This window comes from Haemophilus parainfluenzae (assembly GCF_014931415.1).
In the GTDB taxonomy this organism is placed as follows: Bacteria; Pseudomonadota; Gammaproteobacteria; order Enterobacterales; family Pasteurellaceae; genus Haemophilus_D; species Haemophilus_D parainfluenzae_AF.
In genome coordinates, this window is sequence record NZ_CP063121.1 from 478,263 (window position 1) to 498,132 (window position 19,870).

At 40.5% G+C, this 19,870-nt stretch carries 18 protein-coding genes; 12 read left to right on the forward strand and 6 right to left on the reverse strand.

Features of this window, described 5'->3' with window-relative positions; translation table 11 throughout:
• Window positions 1-16: 16 nt before the first annotated feature.
• The 3 genes from INP93_RS02410 to ansB all read right to left on the reverse strand — a co-directional run bounded on the left by INP93_RS02410 (window position 17) and on the right by ansB (window position 3,283).
• On the reverse strand, window positions 17-652 hold the full coding sequence (locus INP93_RS02410; RefSeq protein ID WP_049369711.1) for a hypothetical protein: 636 nt from the start codon (window positions 650-652) through the stop codon (window positions 17-19).
• Window positions 653-776: 124 nt separating this feature from the next.
• Entirely contained in the window at window positions 777-2,078 is a 1,302-nt protein-coding gene (locus tag INP93_RS02415) for an anaerobic C4-dicarboxylate transporter (RefSeq protein ID WP_049365060.1), read from the reverse strand.
• A 155-nt stretch (window positions 2,079-2,233) separates the two neighbouring features.
• On the reverse strand, window positions 2,234-3,283 hold the full coding sequence (gene ansB, locus INP93_RS02420; protein ID WP_005695016.1) for an L-asparaginase 2: 1,050 nt from the start codon (window positions 3,281-3,283) through the stop codon (window positions 2,234-2,236).
• A gap of 249 nt (window positions 3,284-3,532) precedes the next feature.
• Here ansB and INP93_RS02425 point away from each other — a divergent pair, with 249 nt between their 5' ends.
• The 5 genes from INP93_RS02425 to INP93_RS02445 are packed head-to-tail and all read left to right on the forward strand — an operon-like array spanning window position 3,533 to window position 7,191.
• A complete protein-coding gene (locus INP93_RS02425) occupies window positions 3,533-3,979 on the forward strand; it encodes a rhodanese-like domain-containing protein (RefSeq protein ID WP_197545030.1) in 447 nt (148 codons plus the stop codon).
• 9 nt (window positions 3,980-3,988) lie between these two features.
• Entirely contained in the window at window positions 3,989-4,498 is a 510-nt protein-coding gene (gene secB / locus INP93_RS02430; protein ID WP_005695013.1) for a protein-export chaperone SecB, read from the forward strand.
• 53 nt (window positions 4,499-4,551) lie between these two features.
• Complete coding sequence (gpsA, locus tag INP93_RS02435; RefSeq protein ID WP_197545031.1) at window positions 4,552-5,559, forward strand: NAD(P)H-dependent glycerol-3-phosphate dehydrogenase; 1,008 nt, start codon at window positions 4,552-4,554, stop codon at window positions 5,557-5,559.
• 9 nt (window positions 5,560-5,568) lie between these two features.
• Window positions 5,569-6,366 (forward strand): serine O-acetyltransferase, encoded by a 798-nt coding sequence (gene cysE, locus INP93_RS02440; protein WP_005695011.1) that lies wholly within the window; start codon window positions 5,569-5,571, stop codon window positions 6,364-6,366.
• Window positions 6,367-6,375: 9 nt separating this feature from the next.
• The gene (locus INP93_RS02445) at window positions 6,376-7,191 is read left to right on the forward strand and encodes a shikimate 5-dehydrogenase (protein WP_197545032.1); all 816 of its coding nucleotides are present in this window, start codon (window positions 6,376-6,378) and stop codon (window positions 7,189-7,191) included.
• Between the two features lie 46 nt (window positions 7,192-7,237).
• On the opposite strand, the gene udp is transcribed toward INP93_RS02445, so the two are convergent.
• Window positions 7,238-7,996 (reverse strand): uridine phosphorylase, encoded by a 759-nt coding sequence (udp, locus tag INP93_RS02450; RefSeq protein WP_075875948.1) that lies wholly within the window; start codon window positions 7,994-7,996, stop codon window positions 7,238-7,240.
• A 49-nt stretch (window positions 7,997-8,045) separates the two neighbouring features.
• A complete protein-coding gene (locus INP93_RS02455) occupies window positions 8,046-9,545 on the reverse strand; it encodes a helicase HerA-like C-terminal domain-containing protein (RefSeq protein ID WP_197545033.1) in 1,500 nt (499 codons plus the stop codon).
• 122 nt (window positions 9,546-9,667) lie between these two features.
• On the opposite strand from INP93_RS02455, the gene INP93_RS02460 reads away from it, so the two are divergent.
• The 7 genes from INP93_RS02460 to ppx all read left to right on the forward strand — a co-directional run bounded on the left by INP93_RS02460 (window position 9,668) and on the right by ppx (window position 19,444).
• Window positions 9,668-10,345, forward strand: a complete 678-nt coding sequence (locus INP93_RS02460; RefSeq protein WP_197545034.1) for an MOSC domain-containing protein — start codon at window positions 9,668-9,670, stop codon at window positions 10,343-10,345.
• The gene (locus INP93_RS02465) at window positions 10,335-10,808 is read left to right on the forward strand and encodes a YchJ family protein (protein ID WP_197545035.1); all 474 of its coding nucleotides are present in this window, start codon (window positions 10,335-10,337) and stop codon (window positions 10,806-10,808) included. Before INP93_RS02460 ends, INP93_RS02465 begins: the two co-directional genes overlap by 11 nt.
• The gene (locus INP93_RS02470; RefSeq protein WP_197545036.1) at window positions 10,808-11,632 is read left to right on the forward strand and encodes a virulence factor BrkB family protein; all 825 of its coding nucleotides are present in this window, start codon (window positions 10,808-10,810) and stop codon (window positions 11,630-11,632) included. Before INP93_RS02465 ends, INP93_RS02470 begins: the two co-directional genes overlap by 1 nt.
• Window positions 11,629-12,063, forward strand: a complete 435-nt coding sequence (dtd, locus tag INP93_RS02475) for a D-aminoacyl-tRNA deacylase (RefSeq protein ID WP_197545037.1) — start codon at window positions 11,629-11,631, stop codon at window positions 12,061-12,063. The genes INP93_RS02470 and dtd overlap by 4 nt, the downstream gene beginning before the upstream one ends.
• 188 nt (window positions 12,064-12,251) lie before the next feature.
• On the forward strand, window positions 12,252-13,988 hold the full coding sequence (gene tamA / locus INP93_RS02480) for an autotransporter assembly complex protein TamA (RefSeq protein ID WP_197545038.1): 1,737 nt from the start codon (window positions 12,252-12,254) through the stop codon (window positions 13,986-13,988).
• 3 nt (window positions 13,989-13,991) lie between these two features.
• Window positions 13,992-17,891 carry an autotransporter assembly complex protein TamB gene (gene tamB / locus INP93_RS02485; protein ID WP_420026360.1) on the forward strand — a complete coding sequence of 1,300 codons (3,900 nt, stop codon included), beginning with the start codon at window positions 13,992-13,994 and terminating at the stop codon, window positions 17,889-17,891.
• An 8-nt stretch (window positions 17,892-17,899) separates the two neighbouring features.
• A complete protein-coding gene (gene ppx, locus INP93_RS02490; protein WP_197545040.1) occupies window positions 17,900-19,444 on the forward strand; it encodes an exopolyphosphatase in 1,545 nt (514 codons plus the stop codon).
• Between the two features lie 22 nt (window positions 19,445-19,466).
• On the opposite strand, the gene INP93_RS02495 is transcribed toward ppx, so the two are convergent.
• Window positions 19,467-19,832: a hypothetical protein gene (locus INP93_RS02495; RefSeq protein WP_197545041.1), complete on the reverse strand. Its 366-nt coding sequence runs from the start codon at window positions 19,830-19,832 to the stop codon at window positions 19,467-19,469.
• Between the last annotated feature and the right edge of the window lie 38 nt (window positions 19,833-19,870).

The window sequence follows — 19,870 nt, forward strand, 5'->3', positions numbered from 1 at the left end:
TTTTTATCATCTGATGTCATTTGACAAACTCATCAAACTCTAACTCATAATCATCACCATCTCTGGTGTATTTGATATAACGTGGAAATTGTTCACCTGAGAATTTCTTCACCATAATATCCTTATTACCTGTTTTAAATGAATAAGTGATTTCCGTGACAGTTTGCTTGTTATATTGGATCTGTTTTTCCACTTTCTTCACATTCACATTTTCCATTGGGTAAAGTTTTTTACCGTTTGTAATTTGGAAACTGGTTGGCAATTTATCGTAATAGCTCAACTGAAATGCCATGGTGAATAAGTCAAAAGTCGGTAATGTTAACGGTTCGGTTTCTAACCCATTTTTCACTTTACCGTATTCAATTGTTGTTGGCGAAATTTTAGAAATAGCATAAGGCTTACCATTACGCACATCTTGATAATTCACCATTTTAAATTGGCTCGCAGTTTGCGAACCACGAGAAGTAAACACAATGTTGTACAACGGAATATTAATTTTCGCATTGACTGAATACTGTGAACCATCAGCTTTAAAATGTACATACGCCGGCATTAAATAATTGGAACTGTATTTAATATTATAATCCACCGCAGACCATGCTGTTGGCACATAAGCAATTAATGCAGCAAAAAGGATTTTAAATAACTTCATTGGTTTTCCTTATATATAAAAATAGGTTGCCCTTTAGAGTATCACAGCGAGAAGAAGTTCCCCATTAAAAAACCATCTTATCCGTAGACAAGATGGTTTTCATTTATGTTAGCTTAATGGGAGATTATAAAACTGCACCAGCCATTAAGAAACCGAATAATACAGATAAGCTGATTGCAATCACACCTGGCACTAAGAATGGGTGGTTGAATACATATTTACCGATACGAGTTGAACCAGTATCATCCATTTCCACTGCCGCAATTAAGGTTGGGTAAGTAGGAAGAATGAATAATGCTGATACTGCGGCAAATGCTGCAATTGCGGCTTCCGGAGAAACACCTAATAAAATTGCAGTTGGGTATAACGCTTTTGCAGTTGCAGCTTGTGAGTAAAGTAAGGTACTTGCGAAGAACAAGATAACCGCTAAACTCCAAGGGTATTGTTGTAAGAACTCAGCTGATACCGCTTTAATTTGATCGATATGACCTTCTACGAAGGTATTACCTAACCATGCTACACCAAGCACACAAATTACTGCTGACATACCTGATTTAAAGGTTGCTGCATTAGTAATTTTTGCGGTATCCACTTTACATGCCATAGTGATAATGGCTGCTGTCGCAAGCATGAAAGAGATAATGGCGTTATCACGAGAAAGAATTGGATTTTGAATTAAACCAACAGTTTTACTGATTGCAGTTGCATAAAGCATGACCACTAAAATCGCGATAAGGAAAATTGCAACAGAACGTTTTGCATAAGGTTTGATCTCAATTTGCATTTCACCACGCATAGTAATTAAACCTTTTGCTAGACGATCTTGGTAAACTTCATCATCTTTCAAATCTTTACCAAGGAAGTTACAAATCACCGCAGTAATCATACATGCTGCGTAAGTAGTTGGGATCCAAATACCTAATAATTGTAAGTAACTTAAACCAAAGTTTTTCTCTAATTCAGCAGAAAGGAATACCACTGCAGCAGAAATTGGAGACGCTGTAATCGCAATTTGTGAAGCGATAACCGCAATAGAAAGTGGACGTGAAGGACGAATGCCTTGTTCTTTTGCCACTTCAGCAATTACTGGAAGTGTTGAGAACGCAGTGTGACCAGTACCGGCAAGCACAGTCATAAAGTAAGTCACAGTTGGCGCAAGGAAAGTGATGTATTTTGGATTTTTACGTAGGATTTTTTCAGCCATTTTCACTAAGAAATCCATACCACCCGCAACTTGCATTGCCGCAATCGCCATGATTACAGACATGATAACTGAAATTACATCAAACGGAATGGCGCCCGGTTTTAAGCCAAGTAGTGAAAGTGCCACAACACCCATACCACCCATGAAACCGATACCAATACCGCCTAATCTAGCCCCTAGGTAAATAAAGAGTAGGACGACTAAAAGTTGAGCCCAAATCATAATATTTTCTCCATATTAATTTTAAAAATAATTCCGAAACATATATTAACAACAAACTAGTGCATTATCTATATTTATTAGTTGGATTAGTCTATTTTATCCGAAAGTGCGGTTAAAATTTGATTCAAATTCTGACCGCACTTTCAATGACTTTCCTAGAAATCCTCAAAGTATTGTTGAATCACTTTTGGATCTTTTGTTTGTGTTAAGGCTAATTGTAATAACACACGTGCTTTTTGTGGATTCAATGTACCTGAAGCCACAAAACCATATTTAGAATCATCTACTTCAGCATCACGTGTGGTGTAGCCCGTTGGTACACGAGATGAACGTACTACAACAACGCCATCTTTCGCCGCTTTTTCTAAACGTTCTAAGTGTGCAGCATTCACGTTACCGTTACCCACACCCGCTGAAACAATACCTTGATAGCCTGCATCCAATAATGAATTTAACGGTTCAATTGGTGCATTCGAATAAGCATAAACAATGCCCACTTTTGGTAAACTGTCTAATTTATCGACATTGAATGGCGTGTTCACCGTATGTTTACTTTCAGGTGAACGTTCGTAATCCACTTTACTGTTATGGATATAACCCAAGGTACCATAGTTTGGTGAGTGGAATGTTTGTACTGCAGTGGTACTCATTTTGGTTACATCACGCGCACCTAATACTTCACCATTCATCGCCACTAACACACCACGACCAGATGATTTTTTATCCGTTGCCACAACGACGGCGTTATAAAGGTTTAACGGACCATCCGCACTTTTTTCTGTCGCAGGACGCATTGCACCGACTAATACAATTGGTTTTTCACATTTCGCGGTAAGATCTAAGAAATAAGCGGTTTCTTCCATGGTATCGGTACCATGAGTAATCACAAAACCATCAGTATCTTTACATTGTGCATTAATCGCTTTGGCTAATTTTAACCACACATCATCGCTCATGTCCTGTGAACCAATTTTCACAATTTGCTCACCTTTTACATTCGCAAGTTGCTTAATTTCAGGCACGGCATCAATTAATGCATCAACATTGAGTTGCCCTGCTTTATAAGCTGAAGAAACTGCAGTTTCACCACTTCCGGCAATCGTGCCACCTGTTGCTAAAATTGTAATATTAGGTAATTCCGCAGCTTGTGCGACCGAAAAACCGAATCCGAGCATCATAAGTGCCGTTAATTTTTTTAATTTCATGCGCGTCTCCTTTCACGTTTAATCATCTAAGTTTGGCTATTCTCTACTTAATTAGGCGTAGAATAAACACAAAGATAAGATATTTATGATCCCGATCACATTTTTATTGATCTGATTGTATAAGCTTTCGCCAACGTTACGTTTCCTTGATAATTTTTTTGAAAGATAACTAAAGTGCGGTTATACTTAAAGCCTTATTTCATCTGAAGATAAACTCTTATTCATTATCAAAATTAAGTTGAGAACAACATGCAAGAATTTATGCCTCAAGCAATTGAATTTGCTCAAAAACACACTTTTTTAACGATCGCATGGTTTGCTGTCCTTTTTATGACACTTTTCACCTTTTTTAAAAGTGCGACACAAAAATATCGCGTCATCACCAATCCTGAAGCGGTTCGCTTAATGAACGATGAAGAAGCCGTGGTGATTGATTTACGTCCTATTGATGAATTCCAACGCGGCCATATCATTGGTAGCGTCAACTTGCTTCCAACTGAAATTAAAAATCAAAATGTAGGCAAAATTGAACATCACAAAGAAAAACCGCTTATCATTGTGGATGTTAACGGTGTTTCTTCTACCACCTCTGCAGAACTTTTAACCAAACAAGGCTTTGAAAAAGTCTATGTATTAAAAGACGGTTTAGCGGCTTGGGCGGGTGCAAATTTACCATTAGTAAAAAAACATAAGTAAGGATCCTCTATGTCTGAACAAAATCAACAACCTGAAGTAGCCGCTGAAGAGCAACAAGAAGCAGTACTTCAAATTCAACGTATTTATGTAAAAGATGTTTCTTTTGAAGCACCAAATCTTCCTCATATTTTCCACCAAGAATGGAAACCAAAACTTGGCTTTGATTTAAGCACTGAAGCCGTTCAAGTGGGTGAAGATTTATATGAAGTCACTTTAAACATCAACGTAGAAACCACCATGGAAGATTCTGGTGATGTGGCGTTTATTTGTGAAGTGAAACAAGCTGGCGTATTTACAATCAGCGGTTTAGAAGATGTTCAAATGGCACACTGCTTAACATCTCAATGCCCAAATATGCTTTTCCCTTATGCTCGTGAATTGATTTCTAACTTAGTAAATCGCGGTACATTCCCGGCATTAAACCTTTCTCCAGTAAACTTCGATGCGTTATTCATTGATTACATGAACAAGCAGCAAGCGGCAGCCGAAGCGGAAGAAAATCAGGAAACCCAACATTAATTGTGATGAGGGCAGGCGATATCGTCTGCCCTTTTATCTTAAAGGTGATTGAAATGAACGCATCCCAATCTCCAATTACCATTCTTGGTTGCGGTTCTTATGGAACAGCGCTCGCTATCTCATTTTCTCGCAATGGTTCTCCAACCTATCTTTGGGGGCACAATCCCGAGCACATTCATCAAATGCAACAAGAACGTCAAAATCGCCGTTTTCTGCCGGATATTGAATTTCCAGAAAGTTTGCATTTAGAATTAGATTTGAAAACAGCCCTTGAGCAATCGAAAGACATTTTAATTGTAGTGCCAAGCCATGCTTTCGGTGAAATTCTCTTAAAAATTCGACCGCACTTAAAACCTGATCATCGTTTAATTTGGGCAACCAAAGGATTAGAACGCAACACCGGCCGATTACTACAAGAAGTAGTGGAAGAAACCTTAGGTAAAGCAATTCCGACGGCGGTGCTTTCTGGTCCTACTTTTGCGAAAGAATTGGCTCAAGGTTTGCCAACGGCGATTACGCTTGCCTCTTGTAATGAAAAGTTTGCCTTAGAATTTCAAGCGAGAATTCATTGCAGTCAGCATTTCCGAGTGTATGTAAACCAAGATATGATCGGCGTTCAATTAGGTGGTGCCATTAAAAACGTGATTGCGATTGGTGCTGGTATTTCAGATGGCATGGGATTTGGCGCCAATGCGAGAACGGCATTAATTACCCGTGGGATTGCGGAAATTACTCGCTTAGGCATGTCCATGGGCGCCAATACGCAAACCTTTATGGGTATGTCTGGTTTAGGTGATTTAGTGCTCACTTGTACCGATAATCAATCCCGTAACCGCCGATTTGGTTTAATGCTTGGAAAAGGTATCAATAGCCAACAAGCCATGGATGAAATTGGTCAAGTGGTAGAAGGGTTTTATAACACCAAAGAAACCTATTTATTAGCACAACGACAAGGCGTAGAAATGCCGATTACAGAACAAATTTACCAAATGCTCTTTTGTGGTAAAAGTGCACAAGAAGTCGCACTGAGCTTATTGGGTCGTGAACGAAAAGGCGAATAAGGAGAAAAAATGACGTTAGAAGTATGGCAACACATTCGCCAAGAGGCAAAAGAATTAGCAGAATGCGAACCAATGCTCGCAAGCTTTTTCCATTCCACTATTTTAAAACATCAAAATCTTGGCAGTGCCTTGAGTTATTTGCTTGCGAATAAACTGGCTAACCCCATCATGCCCGCAATTTCGCTGCGTGAAATTATTGAAGAAGCCTATCAAGCGGAGCCCAATATCATTGATTGTGCCGCTTGTGATATTAAAGCTGTGCGCCACCGCGATCCTGCTGTGGAATTATGGTCCACACCATTACTTTATTTAAAAGGTTTTCACGCCATTCAAAGCTATCGTATTACCCATTATTTGTGGAACCAAAATCGAAAAGCACTCGCACTTTATTTACAAAATCAGATTTCAGTGGCTTTTGATGTGGATATTCACCCTGCCGCCAAAATTGGGCACGGCATTATGTTTGACCATGCTACAGGTATTGTTGTAGGCGAAACCTCAGTAATTGAAAATGATGTGTCTATCTTGCAAGGTGTTACCCTTGGTGGTACGGGTAAAGAATCCGGCGATCGCCATCCAAAAGTACGAGAAGGTGTAATGATTGGAGCGGGTGCAAAAATTCTCGGTAATATTGAAGTGGGTAAATATGCCAAAATCGGCGCCAATTCTGTTGTACTTCAACCTGTGCCTGAATACGCCACTGCTGCAGGTGTACCTGCTCGTATTGTCGGTAAAGACAAAGCGGCAAAACCGGCCTTTGAGATGAATCAATATTTTATCGATGATGATATAAATTTGAATATTTAAGGAATCGATATGATTAACAAAGACACCCAACTTTGCATGTCCCTTTCTGGTAGACCGGGCAATTTTGGCACAACATTCCATAACTATATGTATCAAAAATTAGGACTTAATTTTATCTATAAAGCCTTTACCACCACAGATATTGAAAGTGCAGTCAAAGGTATTCGTGCACTTGGTATTCGAGGTTGTGCCGTTTCGATGCCTTTCAAAGAAAGCTGCATGCCATTTTTAGATGAAATCTCCCCTTCTGCACAAGCCATTCAATCGGTGAATACCATTGTGAATGAGCAAGGTTTTCTTCGTGCTTACAACACCGACTATATTGCCATTGTTAAACTTATCAAAGAATATCAATTAGATAAAAAGAGTCGCGTAATTGTACGAGGCAGTGGTGGTATGGCTAAAGCCGTCGTTGCAGCCTTTAAAAACAGTGAATTTGAGCATCTTAAGATTTTTGCTCGAAATGAAAAAACAGGTAAAAATTTAGCCGCACTTTATGGCTATGAATATATCCCATCTTTAGCCAATCAATCAGCAGACATTTTAGTCAACGTTACGCCAATTGGGATGAAAGGTGGAAAAGAAGAATTTGATCTCGCCTTTCCTGAAAATCTTATTCAACAAGCTCAAACCGCTTTTGATGTGGTGGCGATTCCTGCTGAAACACCGTTTATCCAATTTGCTCAACAGCAAGGTAAACAAACGATTTCTGGTGCTGAAGTGATTGTGCTACAAGCTGTCGAACAATTTGAGCTCTACACTGGGGTTCTACCTGATGACCAATTAATCGCCGAAGCCGCAGCTTTTGCCCGAAAAAACAGTTAAAAAATAAACCGCACTTCTAAAAAGTGCGGTTCTTTTTATCTGAGTTTTACGCTAACAATTTTCTTGCTGCTTCCACCACTACAGATACTGCTTTGTCTTCTGTATCTTTCATGGTGGCTTCATTTGGAATTTCTTGTTGCGTACGGTTCACAATCACACCTGCCACCATACCAGCTCGTAAGCCAAGAGCGTTACACATGGTGAATAACGTCGCGGATTCCATCTCATAGTTCATCACATTGAGATCTTGCCATTGTTTTAACAAGCCTTGGTAATCACGATATACTTTACCGCTGTAAGTATCATAACGTTCTTGACCTGGATAGAACGTATCTGAAGACGCTGTAATTCCTACAAATGGCTCAATGCCTTTTTCTTTAGCCGCATTGAAAAGTGCCGTGGTACATTCAAAATTTGCTACCGCTGGATATTCAATTGGGGCAAAATGACGGCTTGCACCATCAAGACGAACCGCACCCGTTGTAACAAGAACATCCCCCACATTAATGTGTGGTTGAATCGCACCTGTTGTACCAATACGTAAGAATGTACGCACACCAAGCTGAGCCAGCTCTTCCACACAGATAGACGTAGAAGGGCCGCCAATACCGGTTGAACACACCACCACCGGTTGACCATTTAAATAGCCTAACCAAGAAGTGAACTCACGTGTACTTGCAAGAAACTCAGGGTTATCAAGTTTTTTAGCAATACGTTCGCTACGTGCAGGATCCCCCGGTACAATAGCGAGTGTAGCACCTTTTAATTGTGCTTTAGTCAGGTTTAAGTGAAATACATCAGACATAATAATCTCCTTTTTATCATTCTTGCCGCAAAGTGCGGTCAAATTTTCGTTATTTTTTCAATGCGCCTAAAATACCACGCATGATTTGTTTGGTCACTTCATTACGAATATTGCGACCAACTGATTTTGCCACGCTATTCACAATTTGTTCTGTCGGAGAAAGTTTATCTCCGCGTTTTTGTGTTCCAAAAATCATACGACTTAAGCTACCAAATAAACCGCTTTCTTCCTCTTGCTGCGCTTGCTCGGCTTGTTTTTGTTGTACTGCTGCTAAATCTGCTTGAGCATTTAACACTTCGAAAGCTGACTCATTATCCACATAATCTTTATAGAATGCATAAAGCTCATCGTCTTTCACCCACGCAGCACGCTCTTCTTCAGTAATCGGTGCAAGTTGGCTTTTCGGTGGGTAAACATACGCCACTTCAACAGGCGTTGGCATCCCTTTTTCATCTAAGAATGAAATCAATGCTTGACCCACACCTAAAGTTGAAATGGTTTCAACCACATTAACGGCAGGATTTGAACGGAACGTTTCTGCCGCAGATTTCACTGCTTTTTGATCGCGTGGTGTAAAAGCACGTAATGCGTGTTGAACGCGGTTACCTAATTGACCTAACACCGTATCCGGTAAATCTAATGGATTTTGGGTCACAAAATAAATCCCTACCCCTTTAGAACGAATCAAACGAACCACTTGTTCCACTTTGTCCACCAACACACTTGGTGCACCATCAAAAAGTAAGTGCGCTTCATCGAAGAACATCACAAATTTTGGTTTATCCGGATCACCGACTTCCGGTAATTGCTCAAATAATTCAGACATCAACCAAAGCAAGAATGCGCTATACATTCTTGGGGAATTAATTAATTTTTCAGAATTTAAAACATTGATCACGCCACGACCATCTCGGGTTTGTAACCAATCTTCAAGATTTAATGCTGGCTCACCAAAAAGATTGGTCGCTCCTTCATTTTCAAGGGTCAATAAAGCACGTTGAATCGCGCCCACACTCGCAGCTGATACGTTGCCATATTCTACTTGGAACGATTTCGCATTTTCTGCCACAAATTTAAGCATTGCACGCAAGTCTTTTAAATCGATGAGTAGCAAGCCTTTATCATCTGCCACACGGAATACAAGGTTTAATAAGCCTTCTTGGGTTGCATTTAAATTTAATAAACGGGAAAGTAATAATGGTCCCATTTCAGAAATCGTGGTGCGAAGCGGAATACCGGTTTCACCGAATACATCCCAAAATGACACAGGATAGCCATTTAGATAACTCTCGCCCCCTAAATCAAATTGTTCAATGCGTTCTGCTACTTTGCCACTAAATGTGCCCGCTTTCACTAAACCGGACAAGTCGCCTTTTACATCGACTAAAAAGACTGGTACGCCATCATCACTGAACGCTTCCGCCATTTTTCGTAGTGTGACAGTTTTACCCGTCCCTGTCGCTCCAGCGATCAGGCCATGACGGTTTGCCATTTTTGCGGTAATACCAAGGGTTTGACCTTGTTCGGTACGCGCGAGAGAATATTGCATAAAGATTCCTTTGTTTTGTTGGTTTTATTTAAACGAATAATAAGGAAAAAACGAAGTGCGGTCAAAATTTAAGTGATTTTACGGTATAATTTCTCAAAACTAACTCAAAGCAGGAAAAATAGATGTCAAACGCAAAAATTCTTATTATTAAAACAGGATTGATAGAAACCTTAACGTTCCCTGATGGTAGCTCATATGAAAGCGCTATTCGTAAAAAACCAGTACCAATGGTAAAAGTACACACGCTGGGTGCAGAAGGTAACGATGTAGGCTTAAAAGCCCATCACGGTGGTGTTGATAAAGCCTTGTTTTTTATGTCTGATGTGTCTTTCCCTGCTTTAAACGAGATACTTGGTGAAAAGTTTGATTTCCACGGCAGTGCGATTTACGGTGAAAACTTTGTGGTATCCGGCTTACATGAAGATAATGTCTGCATAGGCGATCGTTACAAAATTGGCTCTACTCTGTTAGAAGTGTCTCAACCCCGCAAACCTTGCGAGCGTTTATCTCATAATACCAAGAATGAGAATACAAGAGAGGTTATTCGTCAATCAGGTTGGACAGGTTGGTATGTGCGCGTGATTGAAGAAGGTGAAATTCATCAAGGCGATGAACTCATTTTGCAACATCGACCTTATCCTGAATGGACAATTCGTCGTCTAAATACGCAACTCTCCGCGCCTTCAAGTATTGCAGAGCTAGAAGAGGCCTTAGCCATTGAAGAATTAGCGCCTGCGTTTAAACGTTCTGTTAACTCACAATTACGTAATTTACAGCAGGCGGCTAAAAATGTCGGCTAAAACGACCGCACTTTGTCCGTGCCAATCTTCGCTTTCTTACGAAGATTGTTGCGGACGCTTTCATTCAGGCAATATGTTTCCAGAAACAGCGGAACAACTCATGCGTTCCCGCTATTCAGCGTTTGTGCTCAAAAATATTCCTTATGTCGTACAAACCACTGTGCCAAGCCAACAAACCTTATTAGATGAAAAAGCCCTGCAAGATTGGGCTGATGAAACGCAATGGCTCAGTTTAGAGATTGTCAAAGCAGAAACCTTAACCAAAACACAAAGTGCGGTTGAATTTAAGGCTCATTTTCAAGGTAGCGAACAGCCGCAAGTGCATCACGAACATTCTATTTTTGTAAAAATCGATGGCCGTTGGTATTTTGTTGACCCCACTGTGCCACTCCCAAGCAATAAACAGCCTTGTGTTTGTGGCTCAGGGAAGAAATTTAAACATTGTTGCGGAGGCTTGCTCTAATGACCTTAACGTCTTTTCTCGCATTATTCTGGCAGCGTTCTCAAGAAAACAAATTAACGCAAGCTGCCGGTTCACTCACCTACAGCACCATGCTCGCCATTGTGCCATTAATTATGGTGGTGTTTTCGATTTTCTCCGCCTTTCCTGTTTTTAACGAAGTAACCAGTGCGTTGAAAGAATTCATCTTCACCAATTTCGCCCCTTCCGCAAGCGATGTTGTGGGGCAATATATTGATGAATTCGTCCATAACTCCAAGCAAATGAGTGCAGTGGGGATTGTGAGTTTGATTTTAGTGGCATTGATGCTCATTAACTCCATCGACCGTACACTTAATGGCATTTGGCAAGATACCAGTAATCGCCCAATTTTTACTTCATTTGCTATTTATTGGCTCATTTTAACGCTCGGTCCACTTTTAATCGGTACCAGCATTGCCGCAAGTTCCTATGTCAAAGCCATGTTCGAGCAATCGGAAACGCTCTCTTTTGGCTTAAAACTCCTCAGCTTTGTGCCATTTCTTTCTACTTGGTTTATTTTCACGCTCATTTATATGGTCGTGCCAAATAAGAAAGTGAGCATCAAACACTCTGCAGCAGGCGCATTAATTGCTGCAATTTTCTTTACTTTAGGGAAACAGGCCTTTGCTTGGTACATTACGACATTCCCGTCTTACCAATTAATTTACGGTGCCATGGCAACACTACCCATTATGTTATTGTGGATTCAAATCAGCTGGACAGTGGTGTTATTCGGCGCACAATTAGCCGCAGTACTTGCAGAAGAGCGGTCAATGAATAAAACGAATTTAGAGGAAGTAAAATGATTGCGTTAATTCAGCGTGTTACGCAGGCTAAAGTAGAAGTTGAAGGTCAAATTGTGGGGCAAATCGGCAAAGGATTATTGGTTTTATTAGGTGTAGAAAAAGAAGATGATCAAGCCAAAGCGGATAAACTCGCTGAGAAAGTCTTAAATTACCGTATTTTCAGCGATGAAAATGACAAAATGAATTTAAACGTGCAGCAAATCGGTGGTGAAGTGCTTGTGGTATCCCAATTTACTTTAGCCGCTGACACGCAAAAAGGCCTGAGACCAAGTTTCTCAAAAGGTGCTGCACCTACATTGGCTAACGAATTGTATGGCTATTTTTCGCAAAAATGTGCAGAAAAAGTCACTGTTGCCAACGGACAATTTGCGGCAGATATGCAGGTGAGCCTCACCAATGATGGTCCAGTTACATTTTGGTTAAATGTCTGAATAAATACAAAAATTGCTATTTTTTTCAAAGCAAAGGAAACTCTTTCTTTGATTGCATTGTCGTATTAACGCTCAAATGCATATAACAATTTCAAATCCCATCCATAATTGCATTGGTAATCCCCTTATTTTATGGGTAAACTAAGGCGGTTTGATGTGGATCTTCTTAAAGTTTAGCTTGTAATAAAATGAAAAAAATTTCGTTAAAAATAACCGCTCTTTTGCTTGGATGGATGAGTTTTTCAGCCCTTGCAGAACAAACCGTGGATATTGAGATCCGCGGAATCAAAGGTGAACGTGCCATTCGCAATACTGATATGAATGTCAAACTCATTGATAAAGGTGAAATGGACGGCTCAGATCGGTATAAACAATTAGTTTCAGATGCTGTCGATAAAGGCCTTCGAGTCTTCGGTTATTATGGTTCTTCAGTCACCTTTGAATTGAAAAAACGCAAAGGTCAACGAGACTTACTTATCGCCAATGTAAAACCCGGTGAACCAAGCAAAATTGCCGGAACAGAAGTTGAAATTACAGGCGAAGCCGAAAAAGATGAAAACTTCACGGCACTCCGTAAAAACTTACCAAAAAAAGGCGAGTTAGTTGAGCATCAAAAATACGATGACTATAAAAGCAGCATTTCAAACCTTGCTCTAGCTCGTGGTTATCTTGACGGAAAATTCCAAATTTCTCGCTTAGAAATCAGCCCAGAAACTCATGAAGCATGGTGGCGTATGCTATTTGATAGTGGCGTACGTTATCATTATGGCAATATCACCTTCAACCATTCCCAAATTCGCGAAGATTATTTGCAAAACATGCTCAACATCAAATCGGGCGATCCTTATTTAGTCAGTGATTTATCTGAATTAACCAATAATTTTTCTTCCACCAACTGGTTTAGCTCCGTACTTTTACAACCGCATGTCCGCGAAGAAGATAAATTAGTGGATATCGAACTTTTACTTTATCCACGTAAGAAAAACTCAATGGAGCTTGGGGTAGGTTTTGCAACTGATACGGGCCCTCATGTCCAAATTGGTTGGACAAAACCTTGGATCAATAGCCGAGGCCATAGTTTCCGTACAAATCTTTACGTCTCTGCGCCAAAACAAAACTTTGAAGCCACCTATAAAATGCCATTGTTGAAAAATCCATTAAATTATTATTATGAATTTTCAACCGGTTATGAAAAAGAAAATAAAAACGATACGGATACCAAAGCCCTCACTTTCGCTGCATTACGTTATTGGAATAATAGCGAGGGTTGGCAATATTTTGCAGGTCTTCGTGTCCGTTATGACAGCTACACACAAGCTGATTTCACCGATAAAACTTTCCTAGTTTATCCAACTGGAGGCTTTAGCCGTACCCGTTTAAGAGGTGGTCAATTCCCAACATGGGGAGATACCCAAAAAATCACGGTTGATTTAGGGAATAAGCTTTGGATGTCCGATGCTAATTTCTTTAAAGTTCAAGCCTCTACCGCCTGGATTCGTACGTACGCAGAAAATCACCGTTTTATTACCCGTGCAGAAATTGGTTATTTAAATACGCCCGATATTCGAAAAATTCCACCGGCATTACGTTTCTTTGCAGGGGGCGATCGCAGCGTGCGAGGTTATGGCTATAAGAAAATTTCACCGAAAAATAAAAATGGAAAATTAGTCGGCGGCTCTCGCTTAGTAACAGGTAGCCTTGAATATCAATATCAAGTTTACCCAAATTGGTGGGGAGCAGTATTTGCGGATACAGGCTTAGCCGCAGATGCTTACAAAGCAAATGAGTTACGCTACGGCGCAGGTTTCGGTGTACGTTGGGCATCGCCAGTTGGCGCCATCAAATTTGATATTGCAACGCCAATTCGAGATAAAGATAACAGCAAAAACATTCAATTTTACATTGGCTTAGGGGCTGAAATTTAGGGTATGACTATGTCTGAACAAGAAAAACAACCAGATAACCAAACCACACAACCCGTTAAAAAGAAAAAGACCTGCCGTAAAATTTTATGTGTCGGAAGTGCGGTCATTTTTGTCCCTGTTTTAGGCTTAGTCACAGCGCTTTCTTTTGATAGTGGACAACGTGCACTTATTCAACTCGCCGATAAAATGCTCGATAGCTTATCTATTGAGCAAGTCAGCGGTGGCTTACAAGATGGTTTAGTCTTAGAAAATTTACGTTTTCAAACAACCGGCGTAGATGTGGCACTCCCTAAAACGCGATTACAACTGAATTTAGCTCGTTTACTTTCGGGTGATATTATTGTTGATGATCTCAGCTTAACGCAGCCGAAAATTGCCATTGATACCAGTGTCATGCCACCTTCTGAAGAGAAACAAACGGAAAGTGGTCCAATGGAAAAAATCCATTTACCGGTTTCTGTGCAAGTGAAAAATGTGGCGATTACTGACTTTGATATGAAACTCGATCAAAGCAATATTACGTTTTCGTCTTTTCAAAGTGCGATCAGTTTAAACAATGAATCTGGCCTTACCCTTGAGCCCACCACGCTTTCAGACGTGCTTTTCTCAACTGTCTCCCAAACTCAACCGAATACACCTCAACCTGAGAAAAAAGAACCCGCTAAACCCGTTGATTGGGCGCAAATTGAGCAAACACTCACACCGGCTTTTTTAGGTAATTTAAATGCGGTGAACTTGCCTTTTGATATGCACATTCCAAGTTTTTTGGGTACAAACTGGCAATATCAATCGCTCAATGAAAAAGGCGAAGAAATCCAAAAAATCACTGTGCCTAAAGTGGAATTGCAAGCAGATGCCACCGATCATTTAGTGAAATTACAAAAACTCGACATTGACAGCTCTCTTGGTACACTTTCTAGCCAAGGGCAACTCCAGCTCAATGACGATTTTCCAGTTGATCTCACATTAAAATCTGATCTCCAGGCATTTAAATCAAAAGACAAAACCATTCTTCCTGCCAGCAAAGTTGATCTCAATGTATCGGGCTCCTTGAAAAAAACGACCGCATTTTCGTTAACCACACAGGGGGTGCTTGATGCCACCTTAACAGGTGATGTGAAACTGGCTGAAGATAAAATGCCATTAAATCTGCAGTTAAAAGCGAAAAAAGGTCAATACGCTTTTGCAGATAGCCTTGCACCGCTCAAAATTAACGATGTTGATATTAAACTCACGGGCGATTTATTGAATTATCACGCAGAGATTGTTGGTGGCGTGGAGGGGATGGATCATATCCCTCATACTCACGTTGATTTAAATGCAGACGGTAAACTCTACGAAGTCACCATCAACGAATTAAAACTTGCTGCCCTCGATGGTACGGCACGTTTAACGGGTTCATCAAACTGGAAAGATGGCGCGCAATGGGATGTGACCGCTGATTTAAACAAAATGAACATTCGCCCTTATGTGCCAGCCATGCCAGCCGTATTATCAGGTAAAGTGAGCTCAAAAGGTTCCGCTGATTCCAATCATTGGAAAGTGGATGTGCCTACCGTGGATTTAACCGGTAGTCTTTCCTCTCGCCCATTAAGCTTGAAAGGAAGTGTCTTTTTAAGTAATGAAACCTTATTAAACATTCCTGATTTATTGCTGAACTATGGCGATAACCGCATTGCGGCAAAAGGGATATTAGGTGATAAATCAAACCTAGATTTAGATATCAACGCACCAAGCTTGCGTGGTCTGTGGCAAGATTTAGCGGGTTCCGTGGTCGGCAAAGTACAAATCTTAGGCAAACTTACTGCGCCAACCATTAATACCGATTTAACGGCACAAGGCTTGCACTTCCAAGGGTTAGACTTATCTAAAGCCGTAATTAAAGGTAATGTTGTGAGTGAACCGCAAGTGAAAGGTGAACTTAACGTCAAAGCGGAAAACTTCCGTTATGGTGACAGCATCAAATTACATAATATTGATTTGAATGCATCAGGTGATGAAAAACATCATACGCTCACCTTAAAATCAAAAGGTGAACCTGTTGCTGCTGATTTACAAATCACCGGTAATTTTGACCGCACTTCTCAGCAATGGAAAGGCAATTTAAGCCAAGTGAGCCTAAACTCACCTATTGGTGATTTTAAAGTGAATCAAACTATTCCGGTGACTTATGACAATAAAAAGATCCAAGCCACCATTGGTTCACACTGCTGGATTAACCAAGACTTAGATCTGTGTTTCCCTCAACAATTTACGGCAGGGAAAAACGGCGAAGTCCCTTTTGAGCTTAAACGTATTAATTTAGATTTAGTGAATAAATTGATGGGACAAGACACGCTCAAAGGCCAGTTACAAAGCCGAGGTAAAGTGGCGTGGTTCACGGATAAACCGTTACAACTAAATGTGGCAGTGGAAGGCAATAACATTGGTGTGGCACAAAAATTAGACTACCGCATCTTTAAGCTAGATATTCCTAAATTAAGTGTGAATGCTGATATTCAAAATAACAATTTAACCTTGAAATCAGATATTAACGTTCAGAATCAAGGTCGAATCGGTACAGACTTAAAAATTAATGATTTAAGTAAAGGTCGTCAATTAGGCGGTACCTTTACTATTGAAGGTTTACGCTTATCCTTAGCCAATCAACTTTTCTCTAGCGGTGAAAGCATAGATGGTGAAGTGGTCTCTCGCTTAAGTTTCGGTGGTAATTTAGAAAAACCATTATTAAACGGCAATTTTGATATTCGAAATGTGAAAACGAAACTGAAAAGCCTGCCTTTTGATGTGACTGATGGCCAAGTGGCAATTCGCTTTAATGGCACCTCTTCAACCTTAAATGGCCATGTTCAAACACCAGATAGCAAGCTCAATATTAATGGACAAGCTAACTGGGCGCACATGAATAATTGGACGGCAGAAGTCAGAGCGCAAGCAGATAATTTCAAAGTCGATATTCCATCCATGGCGAAATTAAAAGTCAGCCCGAATGTGGTTGTCAAAGCCTCGCCAAAACTCTTAGATTTGAGTGGTAATGTGGATATCCCTTGGGCAAGAATTGCTATTGAAAGCTTACCGGACAATGCTGAACCAGTGAGTGAAGATGAAGTCATTTTAAATGGCCCAAGAAAAAGTAAAGAAGAACTCATTAATCGCCAATTTGCTTCAGAAACGAAATCTGGGATGCAAATTCAATCTGATTTAAAAATTAAAATCGGTGATGATGTGCATTTAGATGCCTATGGTTTAAAAACGAATTTGGATGGTTTACTTTCGGTGAAACAGGATAAAGGTAAGCTAGGGTTATTTGGTCAAATTAACCTAAAAAATGGTCGTTATGCCTCTTTTGGACAGGATTTATTAATTCGTAAAGGACAAATCAGCTTCTCTGGTTTACCTTCACAGCCGATGTTGAATATTGAAGCGATTCGTAACCCTGAGGCTATGGAAGACAGTAAAGTGACCGCGGGGGTAAAAGTGATTGGTATGGCGTCTAGCCCACAAGTCACGATTTTCTCTGATCCAGCCAAATCTCAAGACCAGGCACTTTCTTATTTATTAACCGGTCGCTCATTAGAAAACAGCGGTGAAGCAGGTTCCAGTGGTTCTGTGGGTGCGGCATTACTTGGCTTAGGTTTAGCGAAAAGTGGTAAAGTAGTCGGCGGTATTGGTGAAGCCTTTGGTATTCAAGACTTAAACTTAGGCACTGCCGGTGTTGGGGATAGCTCCAAAGTACAAGTTAGTGGTAATATTGGTAAACGCTTACAAGTGAAATATGGTGTAGGATTGTTTGATGGCTTAGCCGAAGTGACCTTGCGTTACCGCTTAATGCCACAACTTTATTTCCAATCAGTAACCAGCACAAACCAAGTTTTTGATTTATTGTATAAATTTGAATTTTAGGAAAGGACATGCATAACGACAAGCAACTGGCTCAACTCGTAGAACCTCATCACCGAGGTGAGGCCCGGGAGATTGCCGCCATTGATTTAGGCTCAAACAGCTTCCACATGATTGTGGCGCGGATTATCAATGGCTCAATCCAGGTGCTTTCTCGTTTAAAACAAAAAGTGAGGCTCGCCGATGGCTTAGATGAGCACAATGTATTAAGCCAAGAAGCCATTGAGCGCGGTGTAAATTGCCTCGCACTTTTTGCTGAACGCTTACAAGGTTTTGCCCCAGAAGATGTAAATGTGGTGGGCACTTATACCTTACGAAGAGCGGTCAATAATGACGAGTTTTTACGTCAGGCTGCTGCCGTTTTTCCTTATCCGATTAATATCATCAGCGGTCAAACGGAAGCCAAAACCATTTATGCGGGCGTTTGCCACACTCAACCAGAAAGCGGACGTAAACTGGTCATCGATATTGGTGGTGGCTCAACCGAAATGATCATCGGTGATGATTTCACCCCCTTAGTGGCAGAAAGTCGTCACATGGGCTGCGTGAGCTTTGCTAAAAAATTCTTCCCGAATGGACAAATTTCAAAAGAAAACTTCGAGCGAGCTCGCCAAAGTGCGGTCAATAAAATTGAAGATTTAAGCTGGGAATATCGCAAGCTCGGGTGGCAATCAGTGTTAGGCTCATCAGGCACCATTAAAACCGTCTATCAAGTGATTACCGCAACTCTTGATCCGAACGGCATTATCACCGCTGAGCGCTTACAAAATTTAATTGAACGAACCTTACAAGCATCCCATTTTGAAGAGCTTAATATTGCGGGATTAAACCCTGATCGCGTCGATGTCTTTGTGCCTGGATTAGCCATTTTAAGTGCCGTTTTTGATGTTTTTGGCTTAGAAAATATGCGCTATTCTGACGGTGCTTTGCGTGAAGGGGTGATTTACAGCTTAGAAAAAAACTTCCAAGTTTCAGACATCCGTACACGTACCGCATTAGGACTTGCCGAACAATTTAACTTAGATTTAGCGCAAGCTGATCGCGTGGCAAATAGTGCGAAAACCTTAATTGACCAATACACCCATTGGCAAAAACCGCATCTTGCTGATGAAATGAAAAATCTGTTGATTTGGGCAGCTCGCTTATTGGAAGTCGGTATTGTCATTAATCATCGCAATGTACAAAAACATTCCGCTTATATTCTGCAGAATATGGAATTACCGGGTTTTGATCGCGAGCAACAACGCTTATTGGTGAATTTAGTTCGTTATCACACTGGTGCATTTAAAAATAATGATTTACCGATTTTTGCTCGTTATGCGGATGAAGATGTCCTTGTTTTACTGCTTCTTTTACGCATTTCGGTGATTTTAAATAAATCTCGCCAGGCGACAGACAGCACGGACAAAATCAATCTCAGAATTGACCGCTCTTTGCAGACTTGGGAACTGACTTTTGAGAAACATTATTTGGATAATAATCCGTTAGTGTGGAATGAATTGCGCTTAGAAAGCAATTTACTCAAAGATTTAGAACTCAGTTTGATTTTTAACTGATAAAATAGGGGCTTTCGTGCCCTTATTTTTTATCTTGCTCCAACAGCAAGCTATAAATATTGGCGAGATAATAACTCTGCTCGGCTTCGGGAATTTCTTGCGGAATAAAAGAAAGCAAATCTTGGTGAATTTCCAAAACATCAGGGAAAATGACCGCACTTTGCATTTCATCATAAAAGGCTTGATGAAGTGGGGAAACGCAACCGCCTCGTTTTAAGCGAGCAAGGCTGTTGGCAATATGCAATAAGAGTGTGATGACGGTCGGAATGGACACATCAATGCGCCAATGATGCTCTAGGCGACTTTGCAAAGTCAGAATAATATCAATAACGTCCTGATCAATCTGACCGCGAATTTTCCAACGGGTTAATTGTTTGAGTAACGACATAACATTCCTTTTTGAGATAGGATAACTTTACCGCGATT